This is a genomic window from Bacteroides sp. D2, from assembly GCF_025147085.1.
In the GTDB taxonomy this organism is placed as follows: domain Bacteria; phylum Bacteroidota; class Bacteroidia; order Bacteroidales; family Bacteroidaceae; genus Bacteroides.
Genome location: NZ_CP102261.1, coordinates 4955985 through 4970838, shown reverse-complemented (window position 1 = coordinate 4970838; position 14854 = coordinate 4955985). Strand labels below are relative to the sequence as shown.

Annotated in this window: 13 protein-coding genes and 1 tRNA gene; 7 read left to right on the top strand and 7 right to left on the bottom strand. The window is 39.6% G+C overall.

Going from position 1 to position 14854, the window contains the following annotated elements; translation table 11 throughout:
- Nucleotides 1-34: 34 nt before the first annotated feature.
- Nucleotides 35-892 (bottom strand): PepSY-like domain-containing protein, encoded by an 858-nt coding sequence (locus NQ505_RS18100; RefSeq protein ID WP_008999630.1) that lies wholly within the window; start codon nucleotides 890-892, stop codon nucleotides 35-37.
- A 21-nt stretch (nucleotides 893-913) separates the two neighbouring features.
- Entirely contained in the window at nucleotides 914-1351 is a 438-nt protein-coding gene (locus NQ505_RS18095) for a PepSY-like domain-containing protein (protein WP_008999629.1), read from the bottom strand.
- 319 nt (nucleotides 1352-1670) lie between these two features.
- On the opposite strand from NQ505_RS18095, the gene NQ505_RS18090 reads away from it, so the two are divergent.
- From NQ505_RS18090 to NQ505_RS18080, 3 genes are read left to right on the top strand one after another with little or no spacing between them, the layout of a single operon-like run.
- Nucleotides 1671-2822, top strand: a complete 1152-nt coding sequence (locus tag NQ505_RS18090; RefSeq protein ID WP_008999628.1) for an NEW3 domain-containing protein — start codon at nucleotides 1671-1673, stop codon at nucleotides 2820-2822.
- 3 nt (nucleotides 2823-2825) lie between these two features.
- Nucleotides 2826-3569, top strand: coding sequence for an ABC transporter ATP-binding protein (locus NQ505_RS18085; protein WP_004295990.1), 744 nt, complete (start codon nucleotides 2826-2828; stop codon nucleotides 3567-3569).
- Complete coding sequence (locus NQ505_RS18080; protein WP_032853595.1) at nucleotides 3562-4518, top strand: ABC transporter permease; 957 nt, start codon at nucleotides 3562-3564, stop codon at nucleotides 4516-4518. Before NQ505_RS18085 ends, NQ505_RS18080 begins: the two co-directional genes overlap by 8 nt.
- 129 nt (nucleotides 4519-4647) lie before the next feature.
- Here the strand turns inward: NQ505_RS18080 and NQ505_RS18075 are convergent, their stop codons facing one another.
- The 5 genes from NQ505_RS18075 to NQ505_RS18055 all read right to left on the bottom strand — a co-directional run bounded on the left by NQ505_RS18075 (nucleotide 4648) and on the right by NQ505_RS18055 (nucleotide 9139).
- Nucleotides 4648-5922, bottom strand: coding sequence for a sensor histidine kinase (locus tag NQ505_RS18075; protein WP_004295993.1), 1275 nt, complete (start codon nucleotides 5920-5922; stop codon nucleotides 4648-4650).
- Nucleotides 5923-5943: 21 nt separating this feature from the next.
- Complete coding sequence (locus NQ505_RS18070) at nucleotides 5944-6621, bottom strand: response regulator transcription factor (RefSeq protein WP_004295994.1); 678 nt, start codon at nucleotides 6619-6621, stop codon at nucleotides 5944-5946.
- 214 nt (nucleotides 6622-6835) lie between these two features.
- Complete coding sequence (proS, locus tag NQ505_RS18065) at nucleotides 6836-8329, bottom strand: proline--tRNA ligase (RefSeq protein ID WP_004318252.1); 1494 nt, start codon at nucleotides 8327-8329, stop codon at nucleotides 6836-6838.
- 170 nt (nucleotides 8330-8499) lie between these two features.
- Nucleotides 8500-8928, bottom strand: a complete 429-nt coding sequence (locus NQ505_RS18060; protein ID WP_008999625.1) for a DUF2867 domain-containing protein — start codon at nucleotides 8926-8928, stop codon at nucleotides 8500-8502.
- A gap of 138 nt (nucleotides 8929-9066) precedes the next feature.
- Nucleotides 9067-9139, bottom strand: a tRNA-Gly gene (locus tag NQ505_RS18055).
- A 776-nt stretch (nucleotides 9140-9915) separates the two neighbouring features.
- Between NQ505_RS18055 and NQ505_RS18050 the strand changes: the two genes are divergently transcribed.
- From NQ505_RS18050 to NQ505_RS18035, 4 genes are read left to right on the top strand one after another with little or no spacing between them, the layout of a single operon-like run.
- Nucleotides 9916-11328: a TolC family protein gene (locus NQ505_RS18050; RefSeq protein ID WP_004318253.1), complete on the top strand. Its 1413-nt coding sequence runs from the start codon at nucleotides 9916-9918 to the stop codon at nucleotides 11326-11328.
- 6 nt (nucleotides 11329-11334) lie between these two features.
- A complete protein-coding gene (locus NQ505_RS18045; RefSeq protein ID WP_008999624.1) occupies nucleotides 11335-12321 on the top strand; it encodes an HlyD family secretion protein in 987 nt (328 codons plus the stop codon).
- 22 nt (nucleotides 12322-12343) lie between these two features.
- Nucleotides 12344-13528 (top strand): ABC transporter permease, encoded by a 1185-nt coding sequence (locus NQ505_RS18040; protein WP_032853594.1) that lies wholly within the window; start codon nucleotides 12344-12346, stop codon nucleotides 13526-13528.
- Nucleotides 13512-14696, top strand: a complete 1185-nt coding sequence (locus NQ505_RS18035; protein WP_032853593.1) for an ABC transporter permease — start codon at nucleotides 13512-13514, stop codon at nucleotides 14694-14696. Before NQ505_RS18040 ends, NQ505_RS18035 begins: the two co-directional genes overlap by 17 nt.
- The last annotated feature ends 158 nt before the right edge of the window (nucleotides 14697-14854 follow it).

Below are 14854 nucleotides of genomic sequence, written 5' to 3'. Positions count from 1 at the left end.
GTGAGAATTATGTTTCAGAATTATGCACTTTGACCTATGAAAGGACAGTACCGTTCTCGCCTATGTTTACTACTTTATCTACATCCCCCTTCTCAAGTTCAATTCGATAATATATGGTACCATCTGCTTTTTCAATATACTCCGCTTCGTCAAAACGATATTCTCTATATTGATTATTGAGAGTACTGTTTACCGCTTCAGGCAATTCATCCTGACGTACTTCCCATGAAGTAGAATACCAATTTCCAGTCTGGTTGAACAATACATCTTTTGGGATTCCATTATGAATGATATCTACCTCTGTATATCCAAAATCCCAATCATTTCTATTATCTTCAACGTCTACTTCCATGATTCTTGCATTCGGATACTTTTCATTGATGAAGTTTTTCATAGCTTCAGTCAATTGTACAGGAAGATGTTCGCTGTTATCATCATCAGTGTCTACAATGCTTTTAATCAGAGTTCCATCAGCAGAATAATACAAATCGACCTCCTGATTCTGCTTTTCGACTTTAATTACGAAAACAGTTTCAACGCCTGTCCGTTCCAGTTTGTCTATATCATCCCGCTTCCATGAGGCATATTCGCTGTTCTCAAAAGACATTTTTACTGCTTGTGGTAATGCATTGTAAGGAATGTCCGTTTCTGTCATTTGCCATTTACCATCTTGGGTGAACCATGCAGATGCTTCATATCCGTCATAGAAATCTGCTACATAATATCCAGACTTAGTTTCCCACTTCACATTTGCAGCATTAGGGAATTTGGATGAAAATGCACTTTGAAGTTCGGCAGGAACAGCTATTGAACCATCGTCATCGTTGTCACAACTTTGCAGACTCCATGTGACGCTTAGTGCCAGTAAAAGTGTATAAATCTTTAGTTTCATCTTTGTTCAATTTAAATAGGTTTAGAAATCAATATCAATCAAATTAAATTTCAGGTCAAACTTCAGTTCCGTACGGTTGGATAGTTTTACTTCATAATCTTTCTTATCTCTCTCAATTTTTAGAATTTTAGCATCAGGGTAATTGGTCGTTACGTATTTCTGAATAGCTGCCGGAATAATTGCTGTAGGTACAGAACTATATTTGCAGTTCACTTCTTCCCAGTTACCTTTGTTGTCAAACTCCACTTTATCGCCATTCGTGAAAATCACTTCATAACTTTTATAGAAGAAATCACTCTCCATTTTGGCTAATGCTACTTTGCTGTCGGCAAAATGCTGTTTGATAAACTGCTGTGCCGGTTGTGGCATTTGAGTTATCTGGATTGGTTTGTCGTCATCTGCACGAGCTACTGTTTGCAAAGTGAAAAGACACACTAATAAGAATACTAACTTTTTCATAATCGTTGTTTTTTAAATATTGGTTTTTACTATAATTATTAATTTGATAATGCAAAGGTGAGAGGAGAATCTGAAAAGATTTGGGAATTTTGAGAATTTCCGAAAAAAAAATCGAAAAAAAATAGTGACGCTATCCGGTTAACATAGCGTCACTATATATAAAGGATACCGTCACCATCCTATAGGGATAGTGTCACTATAATTTCTTCCTGAAATTAGATTCTTTAGGATTCTTTTAAAACTACTAATAGATACATCGTTTATTTTTGCACACACAAATTTGACAATATTCATATTAAACAACCATAAGAACTTTTGTATGACTATGAGAACAAATTATTTTTTATTATTAGCTATTCTATTGGGGATTATCCCTATGAGTTACACGCACGCCAATGATTCAATACCTAAGAGCGTGATTCTGTACACACCTTACACAAAAATCTCCGTATCTCCCGGAGCGTCAATTGACTACAGTATTGATCTTATCAACAACACAGACCAGTTGACGAATGCGAATCTTTCTGTCAGCGGATTGTCCGCCAGTTGGAAACACGAAATGAAATCCGGTGGCTGGAGCCTTAGCCAACTATCGGTACTTCCCAAAGAGAAAAAGACTTTCAATTTAAAAGTCGAAGTCCCATTAAAGGTGAATAAAGGTAATTATCACTTTGTAGTATATGCCGGAAACGCCAAACTTCCATTGGATGTGGTGGTTGCTCAAAAAGGAACATACCAGACTGAATTTACTACCGACCAACCCAACATGCAGGGAAATTCCAAATCAACCTTCACTTTCAGCGCCACTTTAAAAAATCAGACTGCCGACCAGCAGCTGTATGCTTTGATGGCTAATGCACCCAGAGGTTGGAATGTAGTTTTTAAACCTAACTATAAGCAAGCCACTTCTGCACAAGTGGAAGCCAACAGCACTCAAAATGTAAGTATAGATATTACTCCTCCTGCCAATGTAGAAGCCGGCAGTTACAAAATTCCGGTACGCGCCGCTACAGGTACCACTTCTGCCGAATTGGAACTGGAAGTGGTTGTTACTGGCTCTTATCAAATGGAACTGACTACTCCCCGTGGGTTATTGAGTACAGATGTCACAGCAGGTGATATAAAGAAAATAGAACTGGAAGTCAGAAATACAGGTTCTTCATTACTGAAAGATATTCAGCTGTCTGCTAATAAACCTGCTGACTGGGAAGTAACTTTCGAACCTTCAAAAATCGATGCACTAAAAGCCGGAGAGACATCAACGGTTATGGCTACTTTGAAAGCTTCTAAAAAAGCATTGCCAGGTGACTATGTGACTACCATCATGGCAAAAACTCCTGAAGTAAATGCAGATGCGCAGTTCAGAGTTGCAGTAAAAACTCCGATGATATGGGGATGGGTAGGCGTTCTTATCATTATTGCCACCATCGGCGTGGTTTACTATCTGTTCCGTAAATATGGAAGGAGGTAAATTATGGGCGAACAAGTGATCGTACTTACCGATTTGACCAAACAATACGGTAATTTCACTGCTGTAGATCATATTCGCCTGAATATCCGGAAAGGAGAAATCTTCGGATTACTGGGGCCGAATGGCGCTGGAAAATCAACTACTATCTTAATGATGTTGGGATTGACAGAGCCTACTTCGGGAACAGTTGAAATTTGTGGAATCAATTCTACTACACATCCTATTGAAGTAAAAAGGAAAATAGGTTATTTGCCAGAAGATGTAGGATTCTATGATGATATGACAGGACCGGAGAATTTGATCTATACAGCGCGATTAAATGGTATTTCTGATAAAGAGGCAAAAACTAAGGCTATGGAACTGATGAAGCGGGTAGGCCTTGAAGATCAGTTAGCCAAAAAGACCGGGAAATATTCTCGTGGTATGAGACAGCGGTTGGGATTGGCTGATGTACTTATTAAAAATCCGGAGATTATTATTCTCGATGAGCCGACTTCAGGGATTGACCCTGCAGGTGTTCAGGAATTTATCGAACTGATTCGCTGGTTGAGTAAAGAAGAAGGACTGACAGTGCTTTTCTCTTCCCATCATCTGGATCAAGTACAGAAAGTGTGTGACCGGGTAGGTTTGTTCAGTAATGGCCAATTACTTGCTTTGATCGATATGGCAGAATTGAAAGATAAGAAGCAGGAATTGTCTGATATTTATAACCATTATTTTGAGGAAGGAGGAGAAAGACATGAATAAAGTCAATCATCCTTTTTGGGTTATCGTCAACAAGGAAATTTCCGATCATGTAAAAAGTTGGCGTTTTATTATATTAATAGGTATTATAGCACTTACCTGTATGGGGTCGCTATATACAGCGCTCACCAATATTAGTGAAGCCATCAAACCTAATGACCCGGACGGTTCGTTTCTTTTCTTGAAGTTGTTTACAGTTTCAGATGGGACTCTCCCCTCTTTTGTTCTGTTTATTAACTTCTTAGGCCCCCTATTGGGAATCGCTTTGGGATTTGATGCTGTCAATTCCGAACAAAATAAAGGCACATTGAGCCGTATGCTGTCCCAGCCTATTCATCGTGATTGCATTATCAATGCGAAGTTTGTGGCTGCTTTGATTGTGATAGGTATCATGTTGTTTGTATTGAGCTTTCTGGTGATGGGATGTGGGCTGATTGCTATTGGCATTCCTCCTACGGCAGAAGAGTTTTGGAGAATTGTTTTCTTCATTATTACCAGTATCTTTTATGTAGCATTCTGGTTGAATCTGGCTATTCTGTTCTCGCTCCGTTTCCGTCAGGCAGCGACTTCTGCATTAGCATCTGTGGCCGTTTGGCTGTTTTTTAGCGTATTCTATACCATGATTGTTAATTTGGTGGCAAAAGGATTGAGTCCGTCACAGATGGCATCACCTTATCAGATTATCAGTTATCAGAAGTTTATTCTAGGGTTGATGCGTTTGGCGCCGAGTGAACTGTTTAATGAAGCTACCACCACACTATTGATGCCTTCTGTCAGAAGTTTGGGGCCATTGACTATGGAACAGGTACAGGGAGCTATCCCTAGTCCGCTCCCATTGGGACAAAGTCTTTTAGTTGTATGGCCACAGTTGACCGGATTGATTGCGGCAACGGTTATTTGCTTCGCTATTTCTTATATCATGTTTATGAGGAGAGAAATACGATCCCGATAACCTGCTCACTATAAAAGACGCAGAGGACACGGAGAAACAGGTGAATGGATATACCTGACAAATTGGTTTTATGATAACCGACAGGTCGTTCACTTAAAATCCGTGTCCTCTGTATTTTTCAGATGAATCTTATGATTGGGAAATCTCGAAGCAATGTTCATTCTGCTCGAAGTAATATTTTATATTCAGATGTTGCAAACGACAGATGGAATCGGCTATAGCTAATCCCAGCCCTGTAGATCCTTCTTTTTTGCTACCCTGATAGAAACGTTCGAAGATATGTTCCTTGTTCAGCGGATGTTCCACTCCCGAATTTCGGAAAGTAATACCGTTCTTAGTAACGGTGATTCGGATATGTCCCCCGTCAATATTATGTACAAATGCATTTTTCAGGAGGTTAGTGAGTAAAGCAACAGCCAGGGATTCGTTCATTGTCACCTTGAAAACGCCTTGTTCATCTATCGTGACTTCTATGTTGCGATAATCATAAACTTCTTCGTAATCTTGCAGATATTGTTTGAGAAGTACATTGAGTTCCAATTCTTTGGTATCCGTAAACTGACCATTATCAATCTTGGAAAGCAATAATAGGGATTTGTTTAATTTAGTGATGTATTCTAAAGTCTGATGCGTTTTCATCAGTTCTTCCAGTTGTTTTTCTGATAGCGAATCATCTTCCATCAACATTTCCAATCGATTACGGCAGATAGCAAGTGGAGTTTGTATCTCGTGTGAAGCATTTCCGATAAACTGTTTTTGTTGTTCGAACATCTGCTCCGTACGTTCCACATAACGAATGGCAGCCTCATTTAATTTCCGGAATTCCGTGATTTGAGTATCGTTACTCAAAGGTTTATTTCTTTTTCCTGTTTGATAACCGTCCAGCCAGTGTAGAAGTACATAGAGCGGTCGCATATTCCGGTAAAATACCCATACGGAAATGATAATAATGCAGAATAATAAAGCTACATATAAAAATATAATCCACACCTGGATGGCATCTCTCAAATCGTCTTTTTCAATGCTGGGAGTTGATACTGTCAGCTCGTGGTATCGTCCTTCATCATCTTTAAAGATAGTAGTAAGAATACGTGCCGGCTCGGTCTCTCCTTTTTCTTCAATGTATACCATAGAGTCTTTATACTGAATATCCTCCCGGCTTTCCGCATACTCTTTACTTACTTCCATCATATAATATTGATTGTTGGATCCATTGGTTTTAGAAGGTAGCTCCTCTCCTGCCAATGCCCGGATAATGATGGTTTCCGAATAATCTTCCAAAGCATCATCCACTTCATCGTTGACTTCATCGATCATCGTAACATAAAAGAAGATAGCCCAGACCGTCAGTATGAGGGTCAGAGCAAGGGTAATACGAAGAATGATGTAATATATTAATTTCATGGACAATAATCTCTTTCCTTTTTATTCTACTATCATTTTATACCCAAATCCATAGACTGCTTTAATTTCAATAGTTGCACCCGAATCCTTGAGCTTTTTGCGAAGATTCTTAATTTGTGCATATATGAAGTCAAAATTATCGACCTGATCGATATGGTCTCCCCACACTGATTCGGCCAAAGTGTTTTTATTGATTAATCTCCCAGGGCGATTGATAAAATATAACAGGATATCATATTCTTTTCTATTTAGTTCCACTTCCTGCTCGTTGACAAATACACGATATTTATCCGGTTCTATCCGTACGTTGCCTTGGCGGATATCAATCTCTCCATCATGCTGATGGCGACGAATCACGCTTTTAATTCGTGCATTTAGTTCAACCAAATGAAATGGCTTTGGCAAATAATCGTCCGCTCCCAGTTCTAATCCCAAAACTTTGTCTTCCAGGGAGTCTTTTGCGGAAATAATAATCACGTTCTCCCGCTTATGGAGAGCTTTCAGTCGTTCAAGAAGATCAAGTCCGCTTCCGTCCGGTAGCATGATGTCCAATAAGATACAATCATAGTCGTAATCTTCAATTTTGCGTAGAGCAGAATTGAAGTCACTGGCTGTTTCTACAACGTAACGTTCTTTTTCAAGTGAACATTGAATCAGTTCTCTCAAAGAGGGTTCGTCTTCTACAATCAATATCTTCATAATTTTGTCTCCTTTCTTTTTTACATACTACAAAGAAAAGGGATATTTCTGAAATAAAACTGAAATGGATTGAAAAAAGAGTTTGAAATAACTATTGAATGTCTAATGAACTGTTAGGACAGGCCATAAATAATATAATATGGAAGGAAAAAAAGAAAAGGATGAAAGCGATTGAGCCGTTTCCATCCTTTTTATAATTATGTGCGAATTTTGTTTAATAAGAACGTGCAAATATCACGCGGCAAGCAGATGGTTTACCTGTTACCATACATTTACCAGGTTCTTTGTCTCCCGGAACAAATGACTCGAACGGAATACAACGAATGGTTGCTTTAGTTTCTTCCTTAATTTTTTCTTCGGTTTCAGTAGTTCCATCCCAATGAGCCAGAATAAATCCGCCTTCTTCGATTTTTTCTTTAAATTCGTCATAGGTGTCTACTGTTGTAATCTTGGAGTTACGGTAGTCCAATGCTTTCTTGTAGATATTAGCTTGCATTTCTTCAAGCAAATTCTGAACGTATGTTTCAATGCCTTCACAAGTAACCGTTTCTTTTTCCAGTGTATCACGGCGCATCACTTCCATCGTGTTGTTTTCAAGATCGCGGCCACCCATAACCAAACGAACAGGTACACCTTTCAATTCATAGTCGGCGAATTTAAAGCCCGGACGTTTATTATCTGCATTGTCATATTTAACAGAGATACCTAATGCTTTCAACTTAGCTACAATGCCTTCTACTTTAGCGTCGATTTGTTTCAGTTGTTCGTCATTCTTATAGATAGGAACGATTACTACCTGAATCGGAGCCAAATGCGGAGGTAATACCAATCCGTTGTCATCCGAGTGAGTCATAATCAATGCGCCCATCAAACGAGTAGAAACCCCCCATGAAGTAGCCCAAACATACTCCATCTTGTTTTCCTTGTTAACGAACTGAACATCGAATGCCTTTGCAAAGTTTTGTCCCAGGAAGTGGGAAGTACCACTTTGCAATGCTTTTCCGTCCTGCATCATGGCTTCTATTGTGTAAGTGTCAAGTGCACCTGCAAAACGTTCATTAGCTGATTTCACTCCCTTTACAACAGGAACAGCCATATATTTTTCTGCAAATTCACCATATACATTCAGCATTCTGATTGCTTCTTCCTCTGCTTCTTCACGGGTAGCGTGAGCAGTATGTCCTTCTTGCCACAGGAATTCGGCAGTACGCAGGAAAAGACGGGTACGCATTTCCCAACGGAAAACGTTCGCCCATTGGTTGCAGAGAATAGGCAGGTCACGGTATGACTGAATCCAGTTCTTATAAGTATTCCAGATGATTGTTTCTGATGTCGGACGGATAATCAATTCCTCTTCCAATTTAGCTGCAGGATCTACTACAACTCCTGAACCGTCTTCTGCATTCTTCAAGCGATAATGTGTTACTACGGCACACTCTTTCGCAAACCCTTCTACGTGTTCTGCTTCGCGGCTTAAGAATGATTTCGGGATTAATAGCGGGAAATATGCATTTACGTGTCCTGTTTCCTTGAACATGTCGTCCAATTGACGTTGCATTTTCTCCCAGATAGCGTATCCGTAAGGCTTAATCACCATACATCCGCGCACGGCAGATTGTTCTGCCAAATCAGCTTTTACCACCAAATCGTTATACCACTGTGAGTAGTTTTCACTACGTTTGGTAAGGTCTTTCAGTTCTTTTGCCATTATATTTTTCTATTTAAAGTTTTCTTGAGTGTTAAAACAGGGTGCAAAAATACGAAAAATGCATGAACTGCCCTATTCTTCATGCATTAATTTTCTAAAGTCATGTACTTCTATATTACATATCTCATTTTTCATATTCGTTATATCGTTGCATCCGCGACTGTGCTTGTTCAGCATAGCGCTTTTTTGAGAACTAAAGGCACTATGACCCGATGAAAAGGTTTTATACAAAAGAAATAAGCCTTTCCTACCCAATTATGGTATTTTACTAATGTGGTAACCTCAATCATTTGTTTTCCTGTTTCCAATGGCGTAATGAAAATATCGACATAAAACAATAAATGTTTATCGTCTTTTCTCATAATTGCTTCTTGCTTGTCTTCCTCTATAATAAGTTCTTCACTTTCAATAGCTTTAGTTTCTATACCGAAAGGTTTGACTAAACAGGCCCTTATTGCATACAACATTCGGAGCCAAGCGGGGTTATGAGCAAGGACTTTTAAAATAATATCTTTAGGAGACAAACGATTTTCTGTAACTTCTATGGAAAAACTGTCACTGTAATCTACGGGGAGATATTTCTCTATTTTCTTAGCCATATTGGTTATTCAATTAGGGTTATTCTACAATATGTTCAGTTTAGGTTTCCTCCGATAATAGATAAAACCATAGAAAAGGGGGCTTGAAAAATAAAAAATCAGGTAGTTTATTTAAGATAACCACCTGATTTTCAAAAGAGCGGTAAACGAGGCTCGAACTCGCGACCTGCGGCTTGGGAAGCCGCCGCTCTACCAACTGAGCTATTACCGCATATTTACTGCATTTCTCGACTCAAAAGCCTTATGAAATGGTGATGCAAAGGTAAACATAATTTTTATATCTCAAATAAAATCGCAGAAATTTTAATGCAAGAAAAAAGAGAAATTAAAGCCTCTTCAATTCTTTTGTTTTGATGAAAAACAACCGGATATGAAAAAACGCATATTAGTAGCCCGTATAATTAAAAATATACAGATTGGCGATAGTCGCTATAGAAAAAATTCCAGGATTTCCGGTTAATAAGATTCAGATATAAACTATTTTAGTGAATAATCTATCACTAGGTTCTAAATAGAGAATGAATATTGAATATGTGAGAACAAAGTTGCTTATATTATTTCAAATTGACAGATTTAGTTTCTAGCAAAATAAATAAGATTTAGAGACAAACTGGTACTTTATGGGCTGTTTGGTAGCTTTCTTTTAAAGGGAGAACACGCTTCTCACCGACCAACGGTTGGTTCCATTTAAAGGAACGGAGCTTTTCCTTTAAAGAAACAACTCCAATATGCATTTATATTTTGTATAATCAAGTAGTTTATATCCATTAATAACACGCTTATTGCATATACTTGCATTATTTTATGCATCATTTTTTCTATCTGATAGAAATGACACAAGCATGATTCAAAGAGAAGATGAAAAATAGAACATCTTATAAAAGAGCGCTGAAACCTTCTTTTGTTGTATTGCTATATTCTTTCTGATGAACAAACCTCTCTTTTCATCTGTTAGAATATCTCAAATTCAGATATAACCTAACCTGTATGAAAAAAAATAAGCGACTTTGTATACTATTGACTTTGTATTTTTCCATCGGTCAGATAGATGCACAGACACCATTAAGTTTCGAAGAATCACTGCATCTGTTGAATCAAGGAAATCAGAGTCTGAAAATAGCGGATAAGAGTATTGAGATTGCGAAGGCTGAACGTGATAAGTTGAATGCTTTCTGGTATCCCAGTCTTCAGTCTACAGGTGCGTTTGTACACATGTCGGAGAAGATCGAAGTTAAACAGCCTTTATCGCAGTTTACCGATCCGGCTAAAGACTTTGTACATTCGATTATTCCGGATGACCAGATCATTTCGTCTATACTGGATCAAATTGGGGCAAATACCCTTATATTTCCTTTGACTCCAAGAAATTTGACAACTGTTGATTTATCAGCCGAGTGGGTACTCTTTTCCGGTGGTAAGCGTTTTCATGCCACCAACATCGGAAGAACGATGGTCGATCTGGCACGGGAAAGTCGGGCACAGGTATCGGCCAATCAGCAAAGTTTATTGGTTGAAAGCTATTATGGGCTTCGACTGGCACAACAAATTGTGACGGTTCGTGAAGAAACCTACAACGGATTGAAGAAACATTATGAAAATGCCTTGAAATTAGAGGCAGCAGGAATGATTGACAAAGCAGGAAGGCTTTTTGCCCAGGTAAATATGGATGAAGCCAAACGTGCATTGGAAGCTGCGCGAAAAGAAGAAACAGTAGTGCAAAGTGCCTTAAAGGTTTTGCTGAATAAAAAGGATGCAGATGCCAATATCATTCCTACCTCTCCCCTTTTTATGAATGATTCATTACCACCTAAAATGCTATTTGATCTTTCAGTAAACAGTGGGAACTATACACTCAACCAATTACAGCTGCAGCAGCATATTGCCAAACAAGAAGTGCGGATTGCTCAAAGCGGCTATTTGCCGAATATAGCCCTTTTTGGAAAACAGACCTTGTATTCGCATGGTATTCAGAGTAATTTATTACCGCGTACCATGGTAGGCATTGGTTTTACATGGAACCTCTTTGACGGACTGGATCGTGAAAAAAGAGTGCGGCAATCGAAATTAACGGAACAAACTCTGGCTTTAGGCCAGATGAAGGCCCGTGATGATCTGGCTGTTGGGGTAGATAAGCTTTATACGCAGCTGGAAAAGGCACAGGATAATGTAAAAGCTTTAAATGCAACGATTGCTTTAAGTGAAGAATTGGTACGCATCCGAAAGAAATCATTTACAGAAGGGATGGCAACTTCTACCGAAGTTATTGATGCTGAAACCATGCTTGCCAGTGTAAAAGTGGCTCGCCTGGCAGCATATTATGAATATGATGTGGCACTAATGAATCTACTCTCGCTTTGTGGCACACCGGAACAATTTGCAAACTATCAACCTAAACCGTAACAAACAATGAAACCAACTAGTAAAACCCTATCATGGGCTTTTGTCATCATTCTTCTGGCTGTCGGTATTTTCACCGGCCTGGGAGTTATATTAATGCATAAACAGCCGCTGGTCTTGCAAGGACAAGCTGAAGCAACAGAAATCCGTATCAGCGGGAAACTTCCCGGCCGTATCGACACTTTCTTCGTTCAGGAGGGAGACTGGGTACACCAGGGAGATACTCTTGTCGTCATTAATAGCCCTGAAGTACATGCCAAGTATCAACAAGTGAATGCCTTGGAACAGGTGGCAGTGCAACAGAACAAGAAAATAGATGCCGGAACCCGTCGTCAGATTGTAGCTACTGCACTGCAATTATGGAATAAAACGAAGAGTGATCTTACTCTCGCCCAGACAACTTACAACCGTATTCTTACTTTATATAAGGACAGTGTCATTACTTCTCAAAGAAAGGATGAAGTAGAAGCTATGTATAAAGCGGCTGTAGCAGCCGAACGTGCTGCCTATGAACAGTATCAGATGGCTGTAGATGGTGCACAAAAAGAAGATAAAGCGTCTGCTGCCAGCATGGTGGATGCTGCCCGAAGCACAGTGGATGAAGTCTCGGCTTTGCTGGTCGATGCTCGGTTAATCGCTCCGGAAAACGGTCAGATAGCAACAATCTTCCCTAAACGTGGAGAGTTGGTTGCACCGGGAACTCCCATTATGAATTTGGTGGTGATGGATGATATACATGTTGTTCTTAACGTGCGGGAAGATCTGATGCCGCAATTTAAAATGGACGAAACATTTGTTGCGGATGTGCCCGCTATCGGTAAAAAAAATATTGAATTCAAAATCTATTATATTAGTCCGCTAGGCAGTTTTGCTACCTGGAAATCAACCAAGCAAACCGGAAGTTATGACTTACGTACCTTTGAGATTCATGCCCGTCCAACCCAAAAGATGGATGACTTGCGTCCCGGCATGTCCGTGTTATTGACTTTAGATTAATCGACATCAAATAAACCAGAGAATGGATGAATCACAAACATATTCCCCTTTTCGTTCCGTACTGCTCAGAGAGTGGCGGCGAATGACTTCACGGCGCCTTTATTTTGGTGTCTGCATTGTCTTGCCATTGTTCACCCTTTTCTTTATGGCTACGATCTTTGGTAACGGACAGATGGAAAACATTCCTATCGGTATTGTCGATCAGGATAATACTGCTACTTCCCGGACGATAGTCAGGAACATTTCTGCCGTACCAACTTTTAAAGTGACAAAGCATTTTGTAAATGAAGCAGCTGCCCGTGAATCTGTGCAAAAGAAAGAGATTTATGGATATCTTTCCATACCTCCCCAATTTGAACAGAATGCGATTACCGGAAAGAATGCAACACTCTCCTACTATTATCATTATGCATTAATGTCGGTAGGTGGTGAGTTGATGGCGGCATTCGAAACTTCCTTAGCTCCGGTGGCTCTTTCTCCTGTGGTGATGCAAGCGATGGCACTCGGAGTAGAACAGGATCAGATTACCACCTTTTTATTACCCGTACAGGCTAATAACCATCCGATATATAACCCTAGTCTGGATTATTCGGTATATTTAAGTCAGCTCTTTTTCTTTGTGCTGTTTCAGGTTTTGATTCTGTTGATTACCGTGTATGCGGTTGGCATTGAAATTAAGTTCCGCACAGCAGACGATTGGCTGGCGACTGCAAAAGGCAATATAGTGACAGCTGTTTTAGGTAAATTATTACCTTATACCATTATATATATACTGATAGGATGGTTGGCTAATTACGTCATGTTTGGTATTTTGCATATTCCTTTTCAGGGGAGTTGGTGGTTAATGAATATCATGACTGTGCTTTTCATCATTGCAACACAAGCTTTAGGGCTGTTTTTATTCTCGCTGTTTCCAGCAATATCGTTGGTTATAAGCGTAGTTTCTATGGTAGGTTCTCTGGGGGCTACTTTGTCCGGAGTAACCTTTCCGGTTCCCAATATGTATCCGTTGGTGAGGGATGCTTCCAATTTGTTCCCTGTCCGTCATTTTACGGAAATGATGCAAACCATGCTCTATGGAGGCGGTGGGTTTATCCATCTTTGGCCGTCGGCTGTGATACTCTGTATCTTCCCGTTGCTGGCCCTGTCGCTGCTTCCTCATTTAAAACGAGCTATAGAAAGTCATAAGTATGAAAACATTAAGTAAGTTACAACAGTTGTCATTCATCATTCGTCGTGAATTTCTAGCTATCAGTACCAGTTATGCGGTTTTACTGGTGTTGATGGGAGGAATCTTCGTTTACGGGTTGCTCTACAATTATATGTATGCACCGAATATTGTAACCGATGTACCTGTTGCCGTAGTCGACAATTCGCACAGTGAATTGAGCCGTGATTTTATCCGTTGGCTGGATGCTACTCCCCAGGCAGAGATTTCCAGTCAGGCTATGGATTATCATGAAGCAAAAGAATGGATGAAAGAATGCAAAGTACAGGGAATACTCTATCTGCCTCATGACTTTGAGGAACGGGTGTTCCGGGGAGATGAAGCCGTATTTTCCCTTTATGCAACTACTGATGCCTTCTTGTATTTCGAAGCTTTGCAAGGTGCTTCTTCACGTGTCATGTTGGCTATTAATGATAAATACCGGCCAGATGAAGCGGTGTTTCTTCCACCACAAGGATTGCTTGCCGTAGCTATGGCGAAACCGATCAATGTGGAAGGCACTGCACTCTACAATTATACCGAAGGGTATGGTTCCTATCTTATTCCGGCAGTCATGATGATTATAATTTTCCAGACCTTGCTGATGGTTATTGGCATGGTGACCGGAGAAGAATACAGTAGTAAAGGAATCCGCGCATATACTTCTTTCGGATATGGCTGGGGAGTTGCCATTCGTATAGTGGCAGGAAAAACGTCCGTGTACTGTGCTCTTTATGCCATCTTTGCCTTTTTTCTATTAGGCTTGCTCCCTCACTTTTTCAGCATCCCCAATATTGGAAACGGATTGTACATCGTACTATTATTGATTCCATATTTGATGGCAACTTCTTTCCTGGGATTAGCTGCGTCCAGGTATTTTACGGATTCTGAGGCTCCCCTACTCATGATCGCCTTCTTCTCCGTAGGATTAATCTTTCTTTCCGGCGTTTCCTATCCAATGGAACTAATGCCTTGGTATTGGAAAGTGGCCCATTACATTTTCCCTGCTGCACCAGGCACACTCGCTTTTGTGAAACTGAATTCTATGGGAGCCAGTATGGCTGATATCAGACCGGAATATATAACTCTCTGGATACAGGCACTTATTTATTTTACAATAAGTATATGGGTCTATAAGAAGAAACTGGAATCAAATTTGATTAGTTAAATTAACAAAAACAAAACATGCGCTAATTATAACATATAGCAAAAGAACACTTTCAGATAAATCAACTTCGCAAAGTAAATAATCAACTTTGGAAATAAAAATGTTTCTAAATAGATGTTTTCTTGTAGAATCTCTCCTATTTCTTTGCATTTGTCATT